Below are 24,333 nucleotides of genomic sequence, written 5' to 3'. Positions count from 1 at the left end.
TTATCCCTCTTTTTTCTTTAAAGCAATTCCTAATCCTGCTAAGAAGCCATATCCTAATAAAGCTAGTAGGCTCACTTGACTTCCAGTATTTGGCAATGCTTTTTGTACAGCTTCTTGTTTCGCTTGAGACAGAACTGCTGGTGCTTGGTAGCTTGGTGCTGGTCCCACAGGTTTCACATCTTGGTCACCAGATTGACCTGGCTCTTTACCTGTCTTTTTGCCCCGTTCTTGACCTGGCTCTTTTCCTGGTTCTTTGCTCGGTTCTTGACTTGGATCCTTGCCTGGCTCTTCTACCTTAGGTTTTTCATTCTTAGGCTCATCAACTTTCGGTTGTTCTACCTTAGGTTGTTCAACTTTTGGTTCATAAACAGGCAACTTCTCCATTGGGAATTCTGGAAGTTCCGGTTGGATTAGACCTTCACCATTTACCCCACCTTTGAATTCTGGTTGTTCTGGAATAAGTGCGTCGTCGATTGTCTTACGTAGGAGCAATTTTTGATACTCGCGTTCTGCTTCATCTTTGACCTCACGAGCTTTTTCCGCTTCGTCTTCTTTTTGTTTCACGTCACGTTTTAAGTCGTCTACGTGTTTGCCGAGTTCATCCAACTCTTTTGACTTAGCTTTCAATTCTTCTTCCAGTTTGGCTTTTTCTTGGCTTAAACGAAGTGTCTCTGCTAACTTGTCTTTTGCCTTTTGGAGTGCGCCTTCTGCGTCTTTCAACTCTTTGTCGGCTTTCAAACGCTCAATCTTCGCAGTTTCCAATTCTTTGTCTTTTTGTTGACTTTCAGCCAGTTTCTTAGCCAATTCTTTGTCCGCTTCGGCTTTTGCCTTGCGAGCGTTTTCTAAACGTCGGGTTTTGGCATTGTCGTCAAGCGTTGCATGTTCTAGCTTACGTTGAGCGTCTTCTGCTTTTTCTTTAGCTTTTTCTAGCTCTTTGACCGCTTCGGTACGTTTTGCTTCTTTAGCTGGCGTTTCAGACACTTCTTTTTCCAAGTCGGCAATGCGTTTCTCAATTTCTTGAAGCTCTGTTTTCACTTGTTTCAAGTTGTCTTCAGCTGTTTTCTTGTCTGCTTTAGCTTTTTCTAATTCTGCTTCGATTTGTCCCTTGTCTTTCACCGTTGGGGTTGGAAGATTAGCCTTAGAGTTTGGCCCATAGAGTTCGTCAAACTTAGCTTTTTTGATGTCTGTATCAGCGTTGTCGATAGAATCTGCGTTTTTCACATTCAAAACGTGAATACGGAAGAGGTGTGTCCAATATTGAGAACCAAGGGCATCTAAAATTTGTCCCCCTTTGATAAGAGAGGTGTTCAATCCTAAGCTGTCAGCTTGTAGTAGGCTATAGAAGTGACCGTAGTGCCTATTCGTATATCCTTCCGCAAATAACGACAAAAAATTCTCTGTCAAATTTGCAATGAGTTCTTGTTTGGTCATTTTATCAGTTCTAGTAAAGAGAGTCAGGAGGTTTTCATAATATTGCCTAGTCGTTTCAACACCTGGATTGGCAGAAGTTGCTAATCCTCGTTTACGAGCGACCTCGTTAATGCCTCTTCCGAAGTGCCCTTTACCTTGGTAGTCATTGTCTTTGTAAACTTTTGCGACTTCTTTGGCAAAATCTTTTTTATTTGTATTGAGTTTTGCCTCTGGCAAGTTCAATTGTTTACGAAGACTGTTGAGAAGGGTAATAAATCGGTCATTCAATTCATCAACAACATCTTGAGGGAGGTTATTTGGGTCATATTTGACGTCTGTGTTGTCGTCTTGAAGTCCATTTTTTCTGATGTTGCGGATTCGATTCGTCCAATTTTCATTGGCTTGTCGGTCTAATTTAATGAGTTCATCTTCTAGTCGGCGAATATCTTTACGATATTGTTCCAACCAAACGTTATAGCGAGCTCTCCATGCTTCGCCAGCTTTGTCAATTTGGTCAAGGTCCATACCAGTCAAATCTGGATATGGTTCTGGATAAGATTCTTTGTATTTGTGAATCAACTCTTTCGCTTTGTCACGCCATTCTAGCGTTAGGATGACCTCTGTCGGATATTGAGCTGTTTTTAGCTTTTCTTCCGCGTCTTTGATAGTTTGTTCCGCGTCTCTTACATCGCCTTCTTTTGCTGTCTTATCCGCTTCTTTGTCAGCTTTGTTTTGACGTTCTTGACTTTTCTTAGCTTCACGCGTTTTGTCGGCTTTTTTTGCTTTTTCAAGCTCTGTTTCCACATCGCGTTTGGCTTGGTCTTTGATACGCACATCTTTATCCGCGTTATCTTTTTCTTTTTGAGCCTTTTCTTTAGCTGCTGGGTCAAAGTCGTCCGTTGCGTCTTTCAGCTCTTTGTCAGCCTTTTCAACCCCTGTACGAGCCTTATCAAGTTCAGCTTTAGCGCGTTTGGCTTCATCAGACTTGTTGTTGACTTGGTTCGCCTTATCTTTAACATCCGCGTCTTTGTCAGCTTTAGCCTTTTCTTTAGCGTCTACATCATCAGTTTCATCTTTGATTTTTTCAGGTGTAGCGTCTTTTGCCTTTTCAAGGTCTTTTTCAAGGGCATCTTTTTCAGCTGTTTTGGCGTCTTTGTCTTTTTGTGTCTTGTCAAGCTTGTCTTTAGCCTGACCAGCATCTTTTGCTTTTTGGTCGGCATCTTTTGCTGTATCTACAGCGTGTTTTTCAGCGTCAGACAGGTCTTTGTCTGTGACCTTATTGTTGACTGTGGCGTTAACCGTATTTTCAGTTGGAGCCTCAGTAGCGAATACCGTTGTAGAAGTTGCCGCAGCACCAAGGGTTGCCGCAAGAGTAGCAGTTGTCATAATTAGGGACTTTTTCATCCTTATCTCCTTTACTTTTGATTGACTTGATTATACAGTAAAGAAACTCCTTTTTGGATATTTCTACCGAAAATAGTAGAATTTTATCCCCCCCCCAGATTTTCCAAAAAAATCTACTAAAAACAGTAGATTTTTTCAAAAATGGAGAAATTTAAGTTATAATAAAATCAATAAAACTTAAGGAGACTATCATGGAATCAAAACACTATGGAGAAATCATTCAAAAAATCCGTCAAGATCGCAATATGAGCCTCAAAGAGGCTGCTGGAGATGCCATTACTCCCAATAATCTCAGTCGTTTTGAAAAAGGACTCTCCACTGTTAAAGTAGATACATTTTTTTATTTATTAGATAAACTAAATGTAGAAGTTTCTGATATCGATGAATTACTTAAAACTCCGGAAGAAAATTTTCATAAAGTAAATAATATCTTTCTAGCTCTTGATAACAAAGATTTTTTAAAAGCTAGAGAAATACTTGGAGGGAAAAAAGATTGGCACAATCCGTTAGACTATTATATTATGCTCCTACTCATAGTAAAATCAAAGACAATAGAACTATATACACCTAATGAGTTAGAAGCTGTCGACAACCTAATGAACTATATTTCTAGGTTAGAAACTTTCTATTCATATGATTTTTATATTTTAGACATTCTATTTAATATTAGAAATCTATCTTTTGAAAAAAAGTTTCTTGAGTACCTAGAAAAAATAATCAGCAATAATTTAGAAAATTCAAAATCTAAAAGTCCATATTTTTCAGTAGTCCACATTAGTCCATTAATCAGTTTGATTAAGGTTTACTCTCGTTGTGGATATTACCAGAATGCAGAAAAACTTATCGATAAACTAAAATTATTACTAACTCAAGATCATTTCACTCGATTTTCACTTATTAGTATATTTTATGTGAACATGTATGAAGTATACAATCTGCTTCGACAAAATAATCCTAAGTCTATTGAACGAGCTAAAGCTGTGATTCATTACATTGATGCCCAAAACGACTTTTTCCCACTATCATTTATGTATAATTGTAAAAATACATTTATCCAAGAAGTTCAACGACTGAATAAAACTGGCATTCCATTCCCTATGGAAGATGTAGAATAACTATCAACATCAGTTCAGAGCAAAATGTTTATAACTTTAAAGCACCAAAGTCACCTTTAGACTCTGGTGCTTTTTTGACTTGATTTTAAAGCAAAAACCCACCAACCTGAGTTGATGAGTCCTTAATCTATTTTCTAAATTTCCACTGGCTATAAATCCCGAAACCGATAATCCAAATAGCTGAACCGATTGCTCCGACAAATGTAGACTCTTGTAAAAAGAGGGTTACAAAGACAAAGGCAAAGAAGAGCATGGTTAAAGGATTTAGGAAACGATAATGGGGCATGAGATAACCATCTGCCATAAAGTCTGGTGACTTGCGGTATTTAAGGTGAGCCAGCATAATCAAGATATAAATGGCGATATAGACACCTGATGATGATGCCGTAATCAAGGCAAAGGCATCGGAAACACCTGGCAATACGTTGATAAAGGCTGCTAGGGCAATCAAAATTGCTGAGGCGATGATGGCATTTTGTGGTACGTTGTGACGGGAAAGAGTATCTGCCTTGATAGCCTTTAAGAATGGATTGGGCGAATCATGGGCAATCTGATACAAATGACGACCTGTTGAATAAAGGGTTGAATTAAGAGCAGATGCTGCTGACGTCAAAACGACAAAGTTAATCAAGGCCGCTGCCCACTTGATACCTGCCAATTCAAATACTGTTACAAAAGGAGAATCAGCCGATGCAAGTTCACGCCAGGGAATGATAGCCATGATGGCTAAGAGGGCACCACCGTAGAAAAAGGCGATACGCAAAGGAATTTCCTTAACGGCTTTTGGCAAGACCTGACGTGGATTTTTTGTTTCTGAAGTTGTGACCCCGATAAACTCAATCATAAGGTAGGCAAAGAAAACCATCTGGAAGGCCATGACAAAGTTAACTCCACCATTTGGGAAGAGGGAGAAATTGTCAGTAATATTTGCTAAACTTGCTACTCCATGAGGTGTCTTAAAGCCTGTCAAGACCATAAAGACTCCTGTGGCAATCATAGCTAAAATAGCCACAATCTTGACCATAGCAAACCAAAACTCAACTTCCCCAAAGAGCTTAACTGCAATCAGATTGACCAAGGCTAGAATGGTCAAAAATCCAATCTCAATCATCCAACTTGGCCAGCTAGGGAACCAAAACTGAACGTAGTGAGAGATAGCTGTGATTTCCGCCATACCGATAAAGACAACGGATAGCCAGTAAGACCAAACTGAGAAATAACCCCAGCCCTTACCCAAATGACGCGTGATAAAGTTGATAAAGGTATGTTGCTCAGGATCTTGATAAAGCATTTCCCCAACCGCACGCATCATGAGGAACATAAAGGCTCCAGTAATCATATAAATCAGTACAATGGAAGGACCTGTTAGGCTGATAGAGCGACCTGCTCCCAAAAAGAGTCCTGTTCCAATTGTTCCCGCAATGGCCATAACCTGCACGTGACGATTGGTCAGACCACGCTCCATCTTATTTTTTTTCTTCTTTGAACTCATATCGTCTCCAATTCAATTTAAAATGGAAAAAGGAGTGAGTGAAGCGCACTGCCTCCCCACTCCTTTCTTCTGTTTTTAGGCTGTTTTTTCAACCTTTAAGATTTTTACATCATAGCTACCAACAGGTGTTTCAATAGTTGCTGTGTCACCTGTTTTCTTACCAATCAAGGCTTGTCCAATTGGACTTTCATTTGAAACTTTACCTGCAAAGGCATCCGCACCAGCTGAACCTACGATAATATAAACTTCTTCTTCATCCTCACCAATTTCTTGGATAGTGACTGTTTTACCAATCGCTACTTCGTCTTGGGCAACTGAGTCACTATTGACGATTTCAGCATAACGGATTTTTGTTTCCAAGCTAGAGATTTGTCCTTCGACAAAGGCTTGTTCATCCTTAGCCGCTTCGTATTCACTGTTTTCAGAAAGGTCACCGTATGAACGGGCAATCTTAATGCGTTCTACCACTTCTGGACGGCGAACCAATTTCAATTCTTCTAATTCTTTTTCAAGTTTTTCCTTTTCCGCAAGGGTCATAGGATATGTTTTTTCTGCCATTTTTCTCAACTTTCTTCTGATGATATTTTCTAACTAAAATTATGTGAAGTATCACATAATTTTAGTTTGTTTGGTTTAATTTGCTGTTGACATGGTCGGCAACATTCCGATCATGTTCTTCTTTATTGCTAGCATAGTAGACCTTACCATCTGTCACATCTGCAACAAAGTAAAGGTTATCACTCTTAGTCTGATTGATACTTGACTCGATAGCATCCAAGCTTGGACTATCTACCGGACCAGGCATGAGGCCTAGATTTGTATAAACATTGTATGGTGAATTAATCGATGTATCAATTCCAGCATCGTCGGCAAGACTAATCTTCTGACCAAGTTTGCCTTGGGCATACAAGATGGCAATATTGCTTTGAAGTGGCATACCAAGATTCAAGCGATTGTAGAATACACCTGCAATCAACTTACGATCTTCAGTCTTAGCTCCTTCTTTTTCGACAAGAGAAGCAATGGTCAGCAATTCATTGACCGTCAAATTCTTAGACTTAATCGTACTGTAATGAGGTGCCAAAGTCTTGTCCATAGCTGCCAACATCTCATCAATCAAGCTTTCAATAGTTGTACTTTCCTTGATAGAATATGTAGCTGGGAAGAGGAATCCTTCCAAACGGTAACGAACGCCACTTTCCTTTGTAGGCAAGCTTTCAAGTAGACTCGGATATTTGGCAACTTCTTGACTGATAAAGCTCTCATCTTGAACTTTTGCTAGAAAGGCATCCGCTGTCAAAGGCTCTTTGAATTCACCTTGCAATTGACCTACTGCTTGTGCAATTTGATCAATCGTATAACCTTCTGGAATTGTTAAATTCGCAAGCGCAGGTTCTTGAGCTTCAGCTGTTCCACCTTTTTGTAGTTCGTGAATGATAGCTTCTGTACTCATGCTCTTTTGCAAATTGTAATAGCCAGATTTCAAATCTGAATAATTTTTATATTTCGCATAAAAAGCAAAAATCACCCCGTGTTTAATCAAGCCAGACTTTTCAAGAGTTGAACCAATTGTTTGAACATTAGCCCCTTCTGGGATTTGCACTGTCACATATTGTTTAGATGAAGCATCCACAGGCTGCAAAGACGACTGAACATACTGATAACCGAAGTAACCACCTGCTGAAATCAATCCTAGGAAAATTAGTAATGAAATAAAGAAGGTCTTGAATCCTGATTTTTTCTTCTTAGTAGGCTGAACTGTCTCACGACGGCTACGACGTGGAGTTGCAGGCATTTCTTCTACAACTTTCTTTTCCTCTACTGGTTTTGAAGTAGGAACTTCTTTTTTTACTACTTCTTTCTGCCCTTCTGTCTTATAAGAAACAGCTACCCTTGTTGAAATTTCATTAAATTCCTTCTCTACGTTTCTAGGACTAACAGGTCCTGGAGTTGGTCTTGATACTCCCTCCGCTGATGGAGTAGAAGGTCCTTCTTGACTCGGGTGACTAGGAGCAAGTGGAGCTTGTCTTACAGCCTCTTCCGCGGGAGAAGAAGGAGCATCTTGACTGGGATGACTTGGAACAGTAAGAGTTTCTCTTTTTATCTCATCTGCTGGAGAAGCTGGTAAATCTTGGCTGGGGTGAGTCGGCACGGTAGGAGCGTTTCTCACAATATCCTCTACAGCTGATAGAGAATCTTCCATTAGCTCTTCTATCGACTGATCATTTTTAGAAGAAAGTTGGGATTTTATTGAAGCTAAATTAACTTCTTCCTGATCTTCTTCATATTTTTTGACGCGTTCTAAATCACGTAAAATCTGCTCTTTAAAGCTTAATTTTTCGTCTTCTCTTGGCTTTTCACTCAAAAGTTTATCCTCCTCGTTGACAATCCATAATATTATATCTTAAAAACGAAAGAAAAGCAACCTAGCATGCTTTTCTAGCTTATTTTTTACCTTCCCATATCATATCATACCAAGTTTCCCCTGCAAAGGTTGACTGGGACAAGCCTTCGTTAACAAATCCGTGTTTTTCATAGTAGGCGATAAGATAGTCATGACAGGTTAGGTTAATGCCTTCTCTCTCATCTTCAAGAGCAAGTTCTTTCAAGGTTGTTAGCAATTTCTGACCTAGTCCTATTCCCTGTGCCTCCTTGGCAATAGACAGACAGGTCACAGAGATATAGCCACCAGGCTCATGACTATAGTCTTTTATGTCTTCTGTAAAAGACTGGTCTTGTAGATAGCGGTGAGGGGCAACTGGCCCTTCGATATAACCAATAATCTTACCTTCTTTTTCCGCAACCAGAAACGAGGTCTGAATTTCTCTCAAATGCGCCTCAAAAACAGAGTGAGGAATGGCTTCTTCAATCGAGAAATTTTCTAGTTCAATCTCAACGATACGATCCAAATCTTCTAATTTTGCTTGTCTGATTTCCATTGTGCCTCCAGATAAAAGGGATTAAACCAAATCATACTATAGCCCTGGCTAGTTACATAAAGGGAGGTTTCTTCATCAATAAAACCGTTCATTTCAAAATAGGAAAGCAGCTCATCAGGACTCTCCAAACGAATCCCCTTGTACTCCAGCTCAACTGCCACCTCTTTCAAAGCTGCAAGAAGAAGTGTTCCCAATCCCTGTCTCTGATGGTCAGACTCAATGACTAAAGAAAGTACTTTTAGACATTGCGGATTGTCTGACTGAGGACTTGATAGAATATAGCCTAACAGTTGATTTTCATCCCTAGCTAGAAGAAAGGTATCCGCACACTTACGGATACTTTCTTCTAAAATATGGGAAGTCAGCTGCTTTTCAGCTAACAAAGACAAAGTTTGAAGTGCCTCTATCTCAGCCAAATCAGCATCACTTGCCTGAATGATCTTAATTGGAATTTCCATAAGAACATCCTATTGAACATTGCTTGTCAAGTTGGACAAGAGACGCTCAAATGAGTATTCATAGGTTTGGATGTCTCCTGCTCCCATAAAGACATAGACAGCATTGTCATGGTCAAGGAGTGGTGAAACATTTTCAACAGTGATCACTTGGTGTTTTTTGTTGATTTTTTGGGCTAGGTCTTCTACCTTAACATCACCATGATCTACTTCACGAGCTGACCCATAAATTTGCGCTAGATAAACAGCATCCGCTTGGTTCAAAGCGTGAGCAAATTCGTCCAACAAGGCAATGGTTCTTGTAAAGGTATGCGGTTGGAAGACTGCTACAATTTCCTTGCTTGGGTATTTCTGACGAGCCGCATCCAAGGTCGCAATAATTTCTGTTGGATGGTGGGCAAAGTCATCGATAATCACTGTGTCATTGACAATTTTCTCAGTGAAACGACGCTTAACACCGGCAAATGTTTTCAAGTGCTCACGCACCAAGTTCAAATCAAATCCTGCTGTGTAAAGAAGACCAATAACGGCTGTCGCATTCATGATATTGTGACGACCAAATGTTGGGATGTGGAATTGACCCAATTCTTGTCCACGGAAGTGAACTGTGAAGGTTGAACCAGTTGTCGAACGAAGAAGCTCACTAGCTACAAAGTCATTACCTTCTGCTTCAAAACCATAATAATAAATTGGTGCATCAGACGTAATTTTACGCAACTCCGCATCTTCACCGTAGACAAAGAGACCCTTGGTAATTTGTTTGGCATAGTCGTTAAAGGCATTGAAAACATCCTCGAGACTTGTGAAATAGTCTGGATGGTCAAAGTCAATGTTGGTGATAATAGAGTATTCTGGGTGGTAAGGCATAAAGTGACGCTCATATTCGTCAGATTCAAAGACAAAATATTTGGCATTAGCTGAACCACGACCTGTCCCATCCCCAATCAAGAAGCTGGTATCTGTAATGTGAGACAAGACATGAGACAACATACCTGTCGTTGAAGTTTTTCCGTGCGCTCCAGCAACTCCCATGCTAACAAAGTCACGCATAAAGCTACCTAGAAATTCATGATAGCGTTTGTAGCTGATACCATTTTGGTCTGCATAGGCAATTTCGACGTTGTTATCTGGACGGAAGGCATTTCCAGCGATAATTTCCATATCACCGTCTAGATTCTTTTCATCAAAAGGAAGAATAGTAATTCCTGCCTGCTCAAGACCACGTTGAGTAAAGTAGTACTTTTCAACATCTGATCCCTGTACCTTATGCCCCATTTGGTGCAACATCAAGGCCAAGGCACTCATCCCTGATCCCTTAATCCCGATAAAATGATATGTCTTTGTCATGTTTTCTCCCCTATTCTGTAATTCTTGTCAGATTCAACTCTTGGGCAACCCGACGTTCTTGTTCTGTTTGTTTACTTTTTTTATTGTAGATTTGGCTCTTCTTTAGAAAATCATAGTTGTTTTTCTTTGGAGCAGGTGCTGACACTTCTTCATTCTTGGTAGGGATAGAATGAACTTCTTCCGCCAAGATATAATGAGACTGAGTCAATTTTTGGCTATATTTGACAAATTCACCAGGATTTTCCTTTTGGAAAGGCGCTGTCGGTTGGTTACCCTGTCTAACAAGGCCGGATTTAGAATGACGTCTCGCACGGCTGAAATCCTGAGTTAGATAGTTAGCAGAGCGTTTCTTTTTCAAGTCTGCACGCGCTTCTTCACGCGCCACCTCTGCATAACTCTTTCCTTCTTTTTTAACCCCTAAAGGAGCTTTTTTAGGTTTCTCGACTTGCTTTTCAATCGGTTTGACTGGTGTTTCTTCAGCAATAGGAGCCCATTCTAAATAATTTTTATCTCGATACTCACCCTTGATATTACTGATCAGATCAGACTCATCATACAAGTTCATGACTGGCATTTCAGTCAACATGACCTCGTCATCTGACACCAATGGAAATCGTTCTTGTTTCATTTTCTATTTCCTTTCAACACTTCATTATAGCGTATTGTCTTGATTTTTCAAGTGCTGGCTTCAGAAATTCCCAAAATTTCTCTAATTTCTGCTAGGGTCAGACTGCCACGTGACTCTGTGCCATCCAATACTTGTGACACCAGATGTTTCTTCTGTTCTTGGAGTTCCTGTATTTTTTCTTCAATGGTTCCCTTGGTCACCAAGCGATAGACCTCAACCGTTTCTTCCTGACCCATCCGATGGGCACGGCCAATGGCTTGCGCCTCCACCGCAGGATTCCACCAAAGGTCAACCAAAATAACCGTATCAGCACCTGTTAGGTTCAGACCGACACCACCCGCCTTAAGAGAAATCAGAAAGGCATCTCTTTCCCCTTGATTAAAGGCCTTGGTCATATCTTGTCTTTCCTTGGCTGGGGTTGAACCCGTAATTTTAAAGGAAGTCAAGCCCAAGTCTGGCAGTTCTTGTTCAATTTTCTCCAACATTCCCTTGAACTGCGAGAAAATCAAGACACGATGTCCACCGTCTGCCACCTGTACCAGCAGGTCTCGGAGACTATCCAGTTTGCCACTGGCTCCCTGATAATCTTCCATAAAGAGGGCAGGAGTGTCACAGATTTGGCGCAAGCGCATCAGACCAGACAAGATTTCCACACGACTTCGCTGAAATTCCTGAACTGACACTTGAGCCAATCTATCTCTCATCTGTTGCAACTGAGCTAGGTAGATAGCCTTTTGCTGGTCTTCCAGTTCATTTTTATAAACCACTTCAATCAAGTCTGGCAATTCAGTCAGAACTTCTTCTTTCTTTCGCCGCATCACGAAAGGTTTGATAAACTGAGCAACGCGCTCAGCTGGTAATTTCATAAATTCTTTCTTGCTTGGCAAAAGTCCTGGCATGACGATTTGGAAAATAGACCACAGCTCACCTAGATGGTTTTCAATCGGAGTCCCTGACAGGGCAAAGACCGACGGCACCACAAATTGTCTCAAGGTCTGGGCGATCTTAGTCTGGGCATTTTTCATGACCTGAGCCTCATCTAAGAAAAGGAAGTCAAAGGCCATCCCCTGATAAAGTTCACTGTCCTGACGGAAGGTAGCATAGCTCGTCACATAGATTTGATGGCTCTCAGCAAGAATCTCCTCACGACTAGTTTTCAAACCATGAACAACAGCCACATCCAACTGTGGGGCAAATTTCTGAAATTCATCTGCCCAGTTGTAAATCAAACCAGATGGAGCGAGAATCAAAACCCGACTTTCTTTTGTCACTTGACTGGTCAAAAAAGCAATGGTCTGCAGGGTTTTACCCAATCCCATATCATCAGCCAAAATCCCACCAAAACCATAATGATGGAGCATTTGCAGCCAGCCGATTCCCTTTTCCTGATAATCTCGCAAATCAGCCTGAACCTGAGTTGCTTGTCTAGGGAAGTCCTCTGGATGCGTCAAATCATGAGCCAGATTCTGGAATTCTTGTGAAAAAGAAACACGGTCTCGCCCTTCAAAGAGATGAGCTAAACTGTAGGCCAAGGATTTCCGAGCCTGCAAGGCACCATCTTTTAATTCAAACTGCCCCAGTTCCTGTAGATTTTGGCGAATTTTCTTGGTTTCTTCATCGAAAAAGTAGACTCGATTGGACGAATCAATGTAAAAATCTTGATTGGCAACCAAGGCCTGCATGGCTTGATCAATTTCCTCTTGGGCAATATCTTGAAAATCAAATTGGATTTCCAAGAGACCTCCCTTGGAAGCAATCTGCACTTGCGAGCTTGCTAGACTATAAATTTCTTCTAGCTTGTCTGATAGGTCAACATTCCCAAGTTTTTCAAAAACTGGAATGATGTCATGAAAGAAATGATAGACAGACTCCGCTTTTAAGGCCTGACGCCAAGATTGAAAATCTACTTCAAATCCCGCTGCCAAACAGACTTGGAAAACTCTTTCTTCTAAGTCAGCATCACTCGAAAAAGGTAATTCTTCTAGCTCTTGTCGGCTAGATACCTTCCTGTCTCCATAATCAAACTGAATTTCTAAACGAATCCGAGTATCCTCTTCCCTGTCAAAGTAAAAAGAGGGTGCAAAAGTTTTGATTTGTAGACGTTCTGGAGCTGAAACGGTCCCCATTTGGCTAAAAAGAGTTAGACAGGAAGCCAACTTATCTCGGTCACTGCTATCAAATTGCAGGTATTTCTTTCCATGTTGATCCAAAGGTAGCGCTTTGATTTCCTTGAGAAGACGCATCTGCTGGTCTGTTAGAAAATAAACCTGTCCTTTATGGAAAAGCACAGCTCCCTGATAAAAGGCATTGACCCTCGGACTCTCGCTGATTTCCATTTCAAAATAGTCCGAGTATTCTGTTACTGTAAAGGCAAATAGATTGGCATCAGCATGCATATCCTGAAAGAGCAGGGTTGGGTAACTATCTACTTGATGGTCAAATTGAAAATGGGGCAAGGTCATCAGTAAATTCACACCCTGCTCAAAAAAGGTCAGAGGAAAAAAGAGATGCCGACCTTGGTTTTGGAAAAAGAGGTCTGGAGCCTGTCCTTCCTCCATCAGTCCTCGTAAGAAAGTCAGAAGTTCTTGGCTAGCCTTATCAAAGGCTTCCCAAGAAAGAGACTCCTCATAAATCTTGCCAATCATATAAGACTTTCTCTGCTCGACAATCCTTAAAAAGAGTGGAATATCCCGAATGACGTAGTATTTTTGGCTATTGATTTGTCCAATTCTCAGCGTCCACAAGATATGATTGGTTCCTGCTTCCACCTGCCCCACTGCCGACAACTCATAGGAGCGGTCTGATTTTGGAGATAAGATTCGTTCTAAAAATTTGCCACCCAAGGTCACCTTGGTTTCAACGGCCTCTTTTTCTTCATGACCTTCTTCCAGATTCTGCAAGATTTCCTGACCACGCTCATCATTTTTCAAAAAATGCTCTAGCGCAGCCAAATGCACACAGTAGCCCCTCTTTTGGAAAAAATCACAGGCACAAAAAACTAAATCATCCTCTAAACTATAGCGCAGTTCTTCTTCTGCGACGCGAGCGTAGAGCCGATTGTTCTTTTCCTTGATGATGTCAACCTTACCAGTTTCATAAAGGGCAACGCCTTCGATACGGACTTTCCCCGGAATCAATTTAGCCATATTTTTACCTTTACCTTATCTTTTTATTATACCATATTTTCCCCTATGAAAATAGCCTTCTAGGAAGACTTTTCTCCTAGAAGGCTGGATCGTTAAAGCTCGTAACTTCTCAAAGTAACTTCCACCTCTCTCCCAAAACTGGAAGTTAGTCTAAGATGGATTTCCACTGATTTCACGCATTTTTCTCATACTAAAAGCTAGGTTGGGGGAAACTGGAACTTAGTTTTAGAAGTTACCCTCTATACTATACCGGCGGCCGGGGTCGAACCGGCACGTCCTTGCGGACACTGAATTTTGAGTTCTAACTCAATGTTTTTATATCAATTAAAATAGCATGCAATCAACAATTTTACTATTTAAAAATATCTGATTTTAGCTGAATTTACCAATTATGGTATTTTTGTGGAAACTACTATATAATTCATTCATATTTTTATTAAGTACTTTCAGAACTTTATATAAAATTTTTTCAAAACCAATAACAGTTTATTAAGAACGCCATTATGAATTTTACTTTCATCAATTTGGCTTAAATTCACATTTTTAATTATTAAACAATCCTTCCAGCATTCCGGAAAACCTATTTTAGTTTTTTCTATGATACTGCTAGTCATAAATTTTCTTTCAATTTCGTTAATAAAGCTATCCCACTCATCATGAATGCTCGAATTATGACAAATAAGAATTTGTTTTATTGCCAGCATATAGGCAAATAAGTCTTTATTATCTGTTTTTTTCTTCCCATACTCTTTCATCTTCCGAAAAACTGGTGTGTACAATCTTGGAACACCTATATTAAAGTTACGTGCGTATAATCTGCCATAATGTGCACAAACATTCCTAATAAACCATGTGGCAGAAATCCAACTTCTACTTGCAGATATAATATGGTCCTGCATGTTAGCATCATTTTTATAATAATCATTACTAAGAAACAACTCTTCAACCCATAAACTATAAAATTTATCATTCAACTGCTCAATTATTTTAGTTGTTTCTCCAAAAGTCAGCTCAGGTACAACAACCCAAAAAGGAAACTTGCAATCTTTATTACTCACATAGTGACTTATTGGAAGAGATTTAGCTTTTAATTCAAATAATCTCATTCCAATTCTTTCAATAAATTCCTGATAATCATTTTCATTTTTATAAATTGATTTATCTAAATAGCACTCGCCTTTTTGTAAATTCCCTTCATAATTGCTACATAAAGTATGGATAATAGAAGATTTGATTAACAATTCTATTTTACCAGTAAATTTCATCAAATTTTCTCTCAAAAATGAATTGAATTCATAAAGTTCAACACAGTCTTGAAAAGAAAAAGTAGTATCTTCTCGTTTCGGTAAACACTTTCTGTATATTGAAAAATCATAATAATTTGTCTGAAAAAGGAACTGTTTAGCGAAAGCCTCATCAGACTCATTAATTATTACTTTAGCACCTGTTTTCTTTACTGGTCTAGCAAGCTTCTTCTTCAACTTATCAAATTCAAGAAATTCTTTCATTGAAAAGTTTTCATCAGGGACTAGTGCATAATAATTGACAGAAATATTTTTTACCTTAATTTTTTCATCAGTTGTATTCATCATTCACCCTAAAAAAAAAGCCTCGCAAAACTATTTGATTGATTAATCAAAGGGAGCCTTGGGAGTTCTTGTACAATTATTATAGCCTAATCCCAATTTTTTGTAAACCCCCTTCCATACCACCAAATGTAGTAGCTCCAATCTTTTTTAACCAAAAAATCCATATATGGCGCTATTTTTAGACGTAAGAACACAAGATATATATAGAGGCCTCAAGGACCTCTATATATTGTGTTTTATAAGTGAAAATATTTTTTAAAAATATTTAAAAAATAATAAAAACGATTTTTAACGTTTGGCAAAAGTCGTCACAATCCGCTGACAAACTTCTTGCAGCAGGGATTTTGGCATGGCTACATTGAGACGGGCATGGAGACTCCCTTCCTCTCCAAAATCCAAACCACGGTTGAGGATAACCTTAGCTTCATTTCTCAACAGCTCTTGCAATCTTTCATCAGTCAGGTCATAGGCTGAAAAATCAAGCCAAATCAAGTAGGTTCCTTGCGGTTTCATGACCTTGATTTTAGTCTCTTTTCCAAATAAATCCACCACATAATTGATGTGGTCTTCAAAGACTTGCTTGAGTTCCTCTAACCAATCCTTCCCATAGCGATAAGCAGCTTCTGTCGCCAAATAGCCCAAGCCTGAAATTTCATGCTGATTATTGGTCAACTGGCGCTTCTGGTAAGCCAATCTCAACTTAGGATTTTCAATGACTGCATAGGAATTTTTTGTCCCAGCAATATTAAAGGTTTTAGTGGCACTGGTCAAGACGATAGCAAATTCTTTAAAGTCAGGGTTGACAGTATTGAAAGACTGGTGTTTGTGGCCAAAGAGGGCCAAATCTTGGTGAATCTCATCCGAAACCAAGAAAACACCGTGTTTTTGACAGAGTTGGCCAATCTTCTCCAACACTTCCTTTTCCCAAACACGTCCACCAGGATTGTGAGGGTTGCAGAGAATATAAAGTTTGACATCCTCTTCCACCAAATCCTTTTCAAGTTGATCAAAGTCAATCTCAAACAGACCATCCTTTTCCACCAAAGAATTGGTAATCAATCTGCGATTGTTCAACTTGACACTGCGAGCAAAAGGTGGATAGACAGGTGTGTTAATCAGAACCGCCTCGCCTTCTTTTGTAAAGGCTTGAATAGCTGTTGAGATGGCTGGTACCACACCCTCGATAAAGACAAGAGCCTCTTTGTCAAAGTGGTAACCGTGTTGTGTGGCTTCCCACTTTTGAACTTCCTTAATTAAATCATCACTGGCATAGGTATAGCCATAGACCAGTTGATCCGCATAAGTTTGCACGGCTTGGCGGATTTCAGGCAAGACCACAAAGTCCATATCCGCTATCCAAGCTGGTAGAACTTCACTATCCGTTTCTGCCTCTTTCCATTTATAGGTATGGTGCCCTAAACGATTGGGCAGGCTTGTAAAATCATATTTTCCCATCTTTGTCTTATCCTTCTAAGGCTTGGCGCAAATCTGCAATCAAATCTCTAGCATCCTCAATCCCAATTGACAAGCGCAAGAGGTCATCTGTCAAACCATAAGAATGGCGTACTTCTGCTGGAATATCAGCGTGAGTTTGAGTCGTTGGATAAGTAATGAGACTTTCTACCCCGCCTAAACTTTCCGCAAAAGAGAAGACCTTGAGACTGTTTAAAACATGAGGAATGCGTGTTTCATCGGCTACTTTAAAGGAAATCATGCCCCCACGACCCGTATAGAGAACTTCCTTAACTGCTGGAGAATCCTTCAAAAAGGCAACCACTTCTTGGGCATTGGCTGTTGAGCGCTCCATACGAAGAGACAAGGTCTTGAGACCACGAATCAATTGATAACTGTCAAATGGAGACAAGACTGCCCCTGTCGTATTGAGATTGTAAAAAAGCTTCTCGTATAGTTCTAAACTATTGGTCACAACCACTCCAGCCAAGACATCATTGTGGCCTGCTAGATACTTGGTTGCTGAATGGAGAACAATATCTGCTCCATCTTCAATCGGACGTTGGTAGATAGGGCTGTAGAAGGTATTGTCCACCACCACTTTGACACCCTTAGCATGAGCCAATTTTGCTAGTTTTTCGATATCAAATTCCAACATCAAGGGATTGGTTGGTGTTTCAATATAGAGAACATCCACATCCTTCTCCAACTCGGCAATCAATTCTTCTTCTGTATTGGCATAGGTAAAATGGAAACGGCCTTCCTGCTCCACTTGATTGAACCAGCGGAAAGAACCACCGTAAAGGTCACGAACAGCCAAAACCTTACTTCCTACTGGAAAAACGCTAAGGGCCAGTACAATAGCTGACATCCCTGAGCTAGTAGCTAGGGCATAGTCTGCGGACTCAATGGCCGCCAAGACTTCTTCCGCCTTACTGCGAGTGGGGTTTTTAGTGCGTGTATAGTCAAATCCAGTAGATTTCCCAAACTCTGGATGCTGATAGGTCGTTGAAAAATGAAGCGGTGTCACCAAGGCACCTGTCGCTTCATCTGACTTAATACCCGCCTGGGCCAAAATTGTGTTAATGTGTAATTCCTTGCTCATACAATTCCTCCAAATCTATAGTAACTATTGTACCACTTATTTTCATCAACTCATTTTCTTCTTTTCAAGAGCTAGTTATAGTTTCAAACTATAGATTCATCGAGTAAAGCTAAAAAGAATCCAGAAAAGTTTCCAGATTCTTTTGTGAAAATGATTGCTAGGCCTTACTTAGACTGAAAGAAATCGTGTTGGGCTAAATAGTCATAATGGTCTTTATTAAATTGATACTGGCCCACATGCTGACTAATCTGACCGACATCCACAGAAAAAATGTAGTCTTCATTTTGATAGTGCCAGTTCAGCCTAACTGTATTCAAGACTGTCTGATAAGTAAAATCTTTGACTTGATTCCAAGGCATCTCTACGACTTGATTAGAACGATTTCCAGTTACATCACTGATGTCCATCAAGTAGATTCCCTTAGGTGTGAATGCCAGAATCTTAGGCTTCACACTCGACTGAACATAGTAACTACCTCCTATAATGAAAAAATCAATAAAAGATTTCAGCAATGTCTTTTTCTTAAAAGCCATCAGAAAATTCTTTTGCCCTTCAATGCGACAAGTTGAAAGAAATGATGCAATCTGTTTTTCTGTTGCAAACTCCATAATAGCGCCCATGATGATACCTCCATAAAAATCACTAAATAGCCAGTTAAGAATTCTTCACATAAACGAAGAACTTATCATTTGTTACGTTTTATCTTACTTTTTTAGTAGACAGCATCCCTCCTATAAAATCATCCTAACATGTGCATACTTCCATTAACGCTGGAAGAGACTTTCGAAAATAGTTCCTCATGTTTTTGTTATATTCATTATAACATAAATTCAGTAAACCAATTAAAAAATGTAAACACTTTCAGCCCAAATTTGCCATCATTCTATAAAAAACGACAGCTTCTTTCGAAACCATCGTTTTTCTTGAAAAATCCCTATTTCACATGTTTTGCCAATTCTTCTTGGGCTTTTTTATTAGATTCTTCTTTTTCTTTCAACCATTTTTCTTTGGCTTTTTCATATTCGTCTTTTGTGACTGTCTTATCTTGTAATTTGAGGTATTTATAAGATTCAACCCCTTTATTACCAGCCAATGAATATGGTGTTGAGAAAGGAACAATTTTTCTCAATGTTGGTGTTCCACCAAGTGAAACATTTGGAATTGCTAGAGAGCTATCCACCAACCAAGCTTGGGCATCCGCATATTTGTCATAACGTTTAGCTGGATCTTGCTCCTTATTAGCTTCTTCCAACATTTGAGTGTAGACATCCAGTCCAACAGCCTTGGCTTTATCATTGGCTTCACCAGGCTCTATACCTAGATTTTGCATCAAACCACCAGAATTAACGTTAAAGACGTCAAGATAGGTTGAAGGATCTTGATAGTCTGGACTCCAACCACCGTTGTAAAGATCATAATCCTTCTGAGCTGCAGTTTGAGCAAGATAACCTGAACTTTCATAGTCCTCTGTAGAAAGTTGATGAACATCAATCACAACATTATCTGCACCTAAGACAGATTCTATTGATTGCTTCATGGAATTGATTCCTTGAATTTCTGCCTTATTTGTCAAATCTACAGTTTTATCTAAGTGGATAGGGAATTGAACTCCTTTAGCTTGGAGTTCTTTCTTAGCCTCTGCAAATTTAGCCTTGGCTTTTTCAGCATTGTAGTATGGATCTTGGGCATCCGCAAAGTTGATTCCTTGCCATTCTTTACCATAATTCACCATCTTAGAGGCTACTACTTCACCAAAGTCTTTTCCGTTGATACTTACGAAGTTTGGAGGAACAACCAAGTTACGCAAAATCTTAGTTGCACCATCTTCTCCCTGAGATTGAGCCCCGTAGGCTGTACGGTCATAGGCAAAATTAATGGCTTGGCGGAAGTTTTTGTTAAGAACCGCTTCTTGAGTCGATTTCTTCTCAGCATCACTTGTCTTGGAAGTGAATTTATAAGATTTTCTATCTAGGTTAAAGTTTAAGAAGTAAGAAGTAGCATCTTGCATGCTATAGATGATATTGTCCTTATTCTTCTCTTTAATTCCTTCAAAGCTTGAACTGTTTGGATAGAGACGAGCATAGCTATAAGCCCCCTCCACGAAGTTACGAGCCAGTGCATCCTGGTCACTACCATCATAATAGGCCAATTTCACATCATCTACAAAAACATTTTTAGCATCCCAGTAACTAGGATTTTTCTTGAATTCGATAACTGATTTTGAAACAAAGGATTTCATCAAGAAAGGACCATTGTACAAAATGCTAGATGGGTCTACCTTCCCAAAATCATCCCCTTTTGATTTCAAGAAATCCGCATTGACTGGGAAGAGAATGGTTGAAGTTGTTTTTGAGTTCCAGTAAGATTCTGGTCGTGTCAAAGTGTACTGAACAGTTTGGTCATCAAGAGCCTTGACTCCGACAGTTGAAAAGTCGCTTGTTTTACCAGTGATATAGTCATCTAAACCAGCAACAGATTCTTGCACTAAGTACAAGGCTTCTGATTTTTTATCAGCCGCATATTTCAAACCTGTCACAAAATCTTGGGCAGTTACAGGAGCATATTCTTCCCCATCTGAAGTATACCACTTAATATCCTTACGAAGTTTGTAAGTATAGGTCAAACCGTCCTTAGAAACACTCCAATCCTCTGCCAAGGATGGAACATAGTTCCCGTATTGGTCATTTTCCATGAGACCATCTACCAGATTGGTCACAATATCATTTGTTGTTGCACGGTTTTCTGCTAGATAGTTCAAACTAGATGGATCGCTTGAGTAAACATAGTTATATGTTTTTGATCCTGTGCTAGAATTTCCACACGCGCTTAACAAAATACCTGCACTTAACACGATACCTGCAAGTGTTGCATACTTGGCCTTAGACTTTTTCATCTCCAGAACCTCCTGATTTAAATATTTGTTTTATTATACAAACTAACTACTTTTTAGTCAAGTGTTTTTTGACATAAAATTCAATTACTTTCATTATTTATTCTCTGTTTTACATTTCATATCCAATTCTAACAATAAAAAATGAATAAGAGAGTGTTTTGATTTTTAAAAAACTCAACTTATTCATTTTATTTATAAATTATTTTTTTAAGAAATTTTTAATTTTGCTCGCAGGCGATCTGCTTGGGCTTTTCCAATCACCTTATCCAACAAACGGGTACGGAGACTCATGACCCCGTATACTCCTCCACCCATGGCACCGACAAGGGCTACATAAAGGAAGCTCCACAAACGTCCACTTGGTTGGAATACAAATCCTAAAATCCACTGGATGGCACCGACACCGATGAACATAACAAAGGTCAACAAACTGATTAAAATGGTTCGCTTCAAAATCACCTTGCGCTTAACACCAGTTACTTGACAAATGTCCCGATACATCAAGACATTAGGAATAACGAGGCCGATTGTAGTGGAAATCAAGGGTCCGTAACTGTGGAAGAGGGCGATGGTAGGTATTTGCAAGACTAGCTTGGCAATAGAACCATAGATAAAATAGAGAACGGCCTTGCGGTTGCGGAACATGGCCTGAAGCATTGGAGACAAGACCATGTACAAGCCTAAAATAGTAGACTGCAAAACTGCAAAGACAAACAAGCCCATAGCCAAACTATCTGGCTTGCCATAAAAGACTGTATAAAGAGGTTCTCCTACCATGACCACTCCAACCGTTGCTGGTAGCAGGAATACAAAAAGCATGGTAATGCTGTCCTGAACCAGACGAGAAGCTGCCTTCAAGTCCCCCTTGACATAGTTTTCAGTCAAAAGTGGTAAACCGACACCCCCAATTGAAACCCCTACAGAAATCAAAATCATAGTGATTTTATTTGGGTTGGCTGAGAAATAAGAAAACATGACAACCAAGTCCTCGTTGCTGTAGTTGGTAAACCAGCTCATACTATTGATAAAGGTCATCTGGTCCAAAATCTGGAAGAGCTGGATGGCAGACCCTGTCAATATAAAAGGAATAGCTTCCTTAATGGTATCAACCAAGAGACGATTGCTGTTAATCTTATCCCTCGTTTCAAAGACTCTTTTGAGTAACCCTTCTTGAGCAAGGAAATAGACCAAAACTGCAAAACTAGCTACCATGCCGACAAAGGCCGCAAAGGTCGATTGGGTAACCGCTGTTAGGTAATCTCCTGAACCGAGCTTCATAATGATAAAGGTTGCTAGAAGCATCCAGATAACACGAATGACCTGCTCAGCAATTTGACTCATGGCATAAGGCTTCAGGTTATTCATCCCTTGGAAAAATCCTCGGATAACACTCATAGATGGGAAAATCAAGACTCCCCAAGCCAAGCTTTGCATGATCGGTATCAAGTCTTTGCCCACGCCAGATAAGTCTGCTAGCCAAGGAGCAAAGACATACAAGATTAGGGCAAAAACGAGGCCTAGTCCTGTCATAAATCCTAAAAAGCTCCGAATCAGGGCAAAGCTATGCTCCTCTTCTCGCATGGTATTATACTTGGCAACTTGCTTGGCCACCGCAACTGGAATACCTGCTGTTGAAACCAGCAAGAACCAAGCATAGATATTGTAACCCATGGTAAAGAGACCATTTGCCGTAGCTGCATAAGATCCCATCCAGATATACCAAGGGATAATATAGATGGCCCCGAGTAGGCGACTGATAAAATTACTAGCCGTTAACCAAGCAGTCCCCCGTAACATCTGGGCCTGCTGGTGATTGTTTTCGTGCGACATAGATTCCTCATTCAATTTTGATAACTAGGAAAAACTCCTTATCTTCCATTATAAACTTTTCCTTGTTACTTGTAAATTTACGACTTTCGGTTTACAATAGAAAGTATGATTAAGATTGAAACCGTATTAGATATATTAAAGAAAGATGGTCTCTTCCGCGAGATTATCGACCAAGGACATTATCACTACAACTACAGCCATGTCGTATTTGACACCATCTGCTATGACAGTCGCAAGGCCAAAGAAAAGAGCCTCTTTTTCGTCAAAGGTGCTGCCTTTAAGAAGGAATTTCTGCTTTCAGCCATCTCTCAAGGTCTCGGTTGGTATGTGGCTGAAGAAGACTATGAAGTTGGTATTCCTGCTATTATCGTCAGTGATATCAAGAAAGCCATGAGTTTGATAGCTATGGAATTTTATGGAAATCCACAGGAAAAACTCAAACTCCTTGCCTTTACTGGTACTAAGGGTAAAACAACAGCAGCCTATTTCGCTTATAACATCTTATCTCAAGGGCATCGACCTGCTATGCTCTCGACTATGAATACAACTTTAGATGGCAAGACTTTCTTTAAGTCTGCATTGACAACCCCTGAGAGTATTGACCTCTTTGATATGATGAATCAGGCTGTGCAAAATGACCGTACCCACCTCATCATGGAAGTATCCAGTCAGGCCTATCTGGTCAAACGTGTCTATGGTCTAACCTTTGATGTGGGAGTTTTCCTCAATATCAGCCCCGACCATATCGGCCCGATTGAACACCCTAGCTTTGAAGACTACTTCTACCACAAACGTCTCTTGATGGAAAATAGCCGAGCAGTCATCGTTAACAGTGACATGGACCACTTTTCTGTCTTGAAAGAACAAGTGGCAGATCAAGACCATGATTTCTATGGTAGCCAATCAAATAATCAAATCGAGAATTCCAAAGCCTTTAGTTTTTCAGCTACGGGTAAACTCGCTGGAGACTATGATATCCAACTGATTGGTCACTTCAACCAAGAAAATGCCGTTGCTGCTGGACTTGCTTGTCTCCGTCTCGGAGCTAGTCTTGAGGACATTAAAAAAGGAATCGCTGCAACTCGCGTTCCTGGTCGTATGGAAGTCCTGACTCAGAAAAATGGAGCCAAGGTCTTCATCGACTACGCCCACAATGGGGATAGTCTCAAAAAACTCATCAATGTGGTTGAAACTCATCAAACTGGAAAAATTGCTCTGGTTCTCGGTTCGACAGGAAACAAGGGAGAAAGTCGTCGTAAGGACTTTGGCCTCCTCCTCAATCAGCACCCTGAGATTCAAGTCTTTTTGACTGCTGATGACCCCAACTATGAGGACCCAATGGCCATTGCAGATGAAATTAGTAGCTACATCAATCATCCTGTTGAAAAAATTGCGGATCGCCAAGAGGCCATCAAGGCAGCTATGGATATCACAAATCACGAATTAGATGCAGTTATTATCGCTGGTAAGGGAGCCGATTGCTATCAAATCGTCCAAGGCAAAAAAGAAGCCTATCCTGGAGATGCCG

Annotated in this window: 17 protein-coding genes; 2 read left to right on the top strand and 15 right to left on the bottom strand. The window is 40.0% G+C overall.

All coding sequences use genetic code 11. The annotated features are described in order from the left end of the window. Complete coding sequence (locus tag SMSK597_RS05755; protein WP_000749075.1) at positions 1-2,814, bottom strand: SEC10/PgrA surface exclusion domain-containing protein; 2,814 nt, start codon at positions 2,812-2,814, stop codon at positions 1-3. 191 nt (positions 2,815-3,005) lie between these two features. Between SMSK597_RS05755 and SMSK597_RS05750 the strand changes: the two genes are divergently transcribed. Further along, positions 3,006-3,929 (top strand): helix-turn-helix domain-containing protein, encoded by a 924-nt coding sequence (locus SMSK597_RS05750; protein ID WP_000444069.1) that lies wholly within the window; start codon positions 3,006-3,008, stop codon positions 3,927-3,929. 127 nt (positions 3,930-4,056) lie between these two features. Here SMSK597_RS05750 and SMSK597_RS05745 read toward each other — a convergent pair whose 3' ends face one another. The 14 genes from SMSK597_RS05745 to SMSK597_RS05680 form a co-directional block, all read right to left on the bottom strand. Continuing rightward, a complete protein-coding gene (locus SMSK597_RS05745; protein WP_000095649.1) occupies positions 4,057-5,421 on the bottom strand; it encodes an amino acid permease in 1,365 nt (454 codons plus the stop codon). A gap of 75 nt (positions 5,422-5,496) precedes the next feature. Continuing rightward, positions 5,497-5,979 carry a transcription elongation factor GreA gene (greA, locus tag SMSK597_RS05740; protein ID WP_000818750.1) on the bottom strand — a complete coding sequence of 161 codons (483 nt, stop codon included), beginning with the start codon at positions 5,977-5,979 and terminating at the stop codon, positions 5,497-5,499. Between the two features lie 61 nt (positions 5,980-6,040). Then, complete coding sequence (mltG, locus tag SMSK597_RS05735) at positions 6,041-7,786, bottom strand: endolytic transglycosylase MltG (RefSeq protein ID WP_001291442.1); 1,746 nt, start codon at positions 7,784-7,786, stop codon at positions 6,041-6,043. 79 nt (positions 7,787-7,865) lie between these two features. Then, on the bottom strand, positions 7,866-8,360 hold the full coding sequence (locus tag SMSK597_RS05730; RefSeq protein ID WP_000405919.1) for a GNAT family N-acetyltransferase: 495 nt from the start codon (positions 8,358-8,360) through the stop codon (positions 7,866-7,868). Further along, a complete protein-coding gene (locus SMSK597_RS05725) occupies positions 8,336-8,818 on the bottom strand; it encodes a GNAT family N-acetyltransferase (protein WP_000405264.1) in 483 nt (160 codons plus the stop codon). The genes SMSK597_RS05730 and SMSK597_RS05725 overlap by 25 nt, the downstream gene beginning before the upstream one ends. Positions 8,819-8,827: 9 nt before the next feature. Next, positions 8,828-10,162, bottom strand: coding sequence for a UDP-N-acetylmuramate--L-alanine ligase (gene murC / locus SMSK597_RS05720; protein ID WP_000169586.1), 1,335 nt, complete (start codon positions 10,160-10,162; stop codon positions 8,828-8,830). Between the two features lie 10 nt (positions 10,163-10,172). After that, positions 10,173-10,790 carry a divisome accessory protein ZapJ gene (locus SMSK597_RS05715; RefSeq protein ID WP_000808224.1) on the bottom strand — a complete coding sequence of 206 codons (618 nt, stop codon included), beginning with the start codon at positions 10,788-10,790 and terminating at the stop codon, positions 10,173-10,175. Positions 10,791-10,837: 47 nt separating this feature from the next. Next, positions 10,838-13,936 carry a pilus expression-regulating Snf2 family helicase gene (locus SMSK597_RS05710; RefSeq protein WP_001096273.1) on the bottom strand — a complete coding sequence of 1,033 codons (3,099 nt, stop codon included), beginning with the start codon at positions 13,934-13,936 and terminating at the stop codon, positions 10,838-10,840. Between the two features lie 446 nt (positions 13,937-14,382). Beyond that, positions 14,383-15,525 carry an Abi family protein gene (locus SMSK597_RS05705; protein ID WP_001098290.1) on the bottom strand — a complete coding sequence of 381 codons (1,143 nt, stop codon included), beginning with the start codon at positions 15,523-15,525 and terminating at the stop codon, positions 14,383-14,385. A gap of 288 nt (positions 15,526-15,813) precedes the next feature. Continuing rightward, positions 15,814-16,980, bottom strand: coding sequence for a MalY/PatB family protein (locus SMSK597_RS05700; protein WP_000521352.1), 1,167 nt, complete (start codon positions 16,978-16,980; stop codon positions 15,814-15,816). A 7-nt stretch (positions 16,981-16,987) separates the two neighbouring features. Then, positions 16,988-18,082 (bottom strand): cystathionine gamma-synthase, encoded by a 1,095-nt coding sequence (locus SMSK597_RS05695; RefSeq protein WP_000031940.1) that lies wholly within the window; start codon positions 18,080-18,082, stop codon positions 16,988-16,990. Between the two features lie 164 nt (positions 18,083-18,246). Continuing rightward, positions 18,247-18,702, bottom strand: coding sequence for a hypothetical protein (locus SMSK597_RS05690; protein WP_000500944.1), 456 nt, complete (start codon positions 18,700-18,702; stop codon positions 18,247-18,249). A 314-nt stretch (positions 18,703-19,016) separates the two neighbouring features. Beyond that, the gene (locus SMSK597_RS05685) at positions 19,017-20,975 is read right to left on the bottom strand and encodes a peptide ABC transporter substrate-binding protein (protein WP_000748523.1); all 1,959 of its coding nucleotides are present in this window, start codon (positions 20,973-20,975) and stop codon (positions 19,017-19,019) included. A 207-nt stretch (positions 20,976-21,182) separates the two neighbouring features. Then, positions 21,183-22,805, bottom strand: a complete 1,623-nt coding sequence (locus tag SMSK597_RS05680) for a putative polysaccharide biosynthesis protein (protein ID WP_000017785.1) — start codon at positions 22,803-22,805, stop codon at positions 21,183-21,185. A 105-nt stretch (positions 22,806-22,910) separates the two neighbouring features. Between SMSK597_RS05680 and SMSK597_RS0102185 the strand changes: the two genes are divergently transcribed. Then, the coding region (locus tag SMSK597_RS0102185; RefSeq protein ID WP_000590287.1) for a UDP-N-acetylmuramoyl-L-alanyl-D-glutamate--L-lysine ligase at positions 22,911-24,333 on the top strand (1,423 nt) is incomplete at its 3' end.

This window comes from Streptococcus mitis SK597, assembly GCF_000148545.1.
In the GTDB taxonomy this organism is placed as follows: Bacteria; Bacillota; Bacilli; order Lactobacillales; family Streptococcaceae; genus Streptococcus; species Streptococcus mitis_C.
This window is presented reverse-complemented; position numbering and strand designations above follow the sequence as displayed.

What these genes read in the sequence shown, in the direction of transcription:
- SMSK597_RS05755 (WP_000749075.1), bottom strand. Translation starts at nt 2,814, where the DNA reads ATGAAAAAGTCCCTAATTATGACAACTGCTACTCTTGCGGCAACCCTT.
- SMSK597_RS05750 (WP_000444069.1), top strand. Translation starts at nt 3,006, where the DNA reads ATGGAATCAAAACACTATGGAGAAATCATTCAAAAAATCCGTCAAGAT.
- SMSK597_RS05745 (WP_000095649.1), bottom strand. Translation starts at nt 5,421, where the DNA reads ATGAGTTCAAAGAAGAAAAAAAATAAGATGGAGCGTGGTCTGACCAAT.
- greA (WP_000818750.1), bottom strand. Translation starts at nt 5,979, where the DNA reads ATGGCAGAAAAAACATATCCTATGACCCTTGCGGAAAAGGAAAAACTT.
- SMSK597_RS05730 (WP_000405919.1), bottom strand. Translation starts at nt 8,360, where the DNA reads ATGGAAATCAGACAAGCAAAATTAGAAGATTTGGATCGTATCGTTGAG.
- SMSK597_RS05725 (WP_000405264.1), bottom strand. Translation starts at nt 8,818, where the DNA reads ATGGAAATTCCAATTAAGATCATTCAGGCAAGTGATGCTGATTTGGCT.
- murC (WP_000169586.1), bottom strand. Translation starts at nt 10,162, where the DNA reads ATGACAAAGACATATCATTTTATCGGGATTAAGGGATCAGGGATGAGT.
- SMSK597_RS05715 (WP_000808224.1), bottom strand. Translation starts at nt 10,790, where the DNA reads ATGAAACAAGAACGATTTCCATTGGTGTCAGATGACGAGGTCATGTTG.
- SMSK597_RS05710 (WP_001096273.1), bottom strand. Translation starts at nt 13,936, where the DNA reads ATGGCTAAATTGATTCCGGGGAAAGTCCGTATCGAAGGCGTTGCCCTT.
- SMSK597_RS05705 (WP_001098290.1), bottom strand. Translation starts at nt 15,525, where the DNA reads ATGAATACAACTGATGAAAAAATTAAGGTAAAAAATATTTCTGTCAAT.
- SMSK597_RS05700 (WP_000521352.1), bottom strand. Translation starts at nt 16,980, where the DNA reads ATGGGAAAATATGATTTTACAAGCCTGCCCAATCGTTTAGGGCACCAT.
- SMSK597_RS05695 (WP_000031940.1), bottom strand. Translation starts at nt 18,082, where the DNA reads ATGAGCAAGGAATTACACATTAACACAATTTTGGCCCAGGCGGGTATT.
- SMSK597_RS05690 (WP_000500944.1), bottom strand. Translation starts at nt 18,702, where the DNA reads ATGGGCGCTATTATGGAGTTTGCAACAGAAAAACAGATTGCATCATTT.
- SMSK597_RS05685 (WP_000748523.1), bottom strand. Translation starts at nt 20,975, where the DNA reads ATGAAAAAGTCTAAGGCCAAGTATGCAACACTTGCAGGTATCGTGTTA.
- SMSK597_RS05680 (WP_000017785.1), bottom strand. Translation starts at nt 22,805, where the DNA reads ATGTCGCACGAAAACAATCACCAGCAGGCCCAGATGTTACGGGGGACT.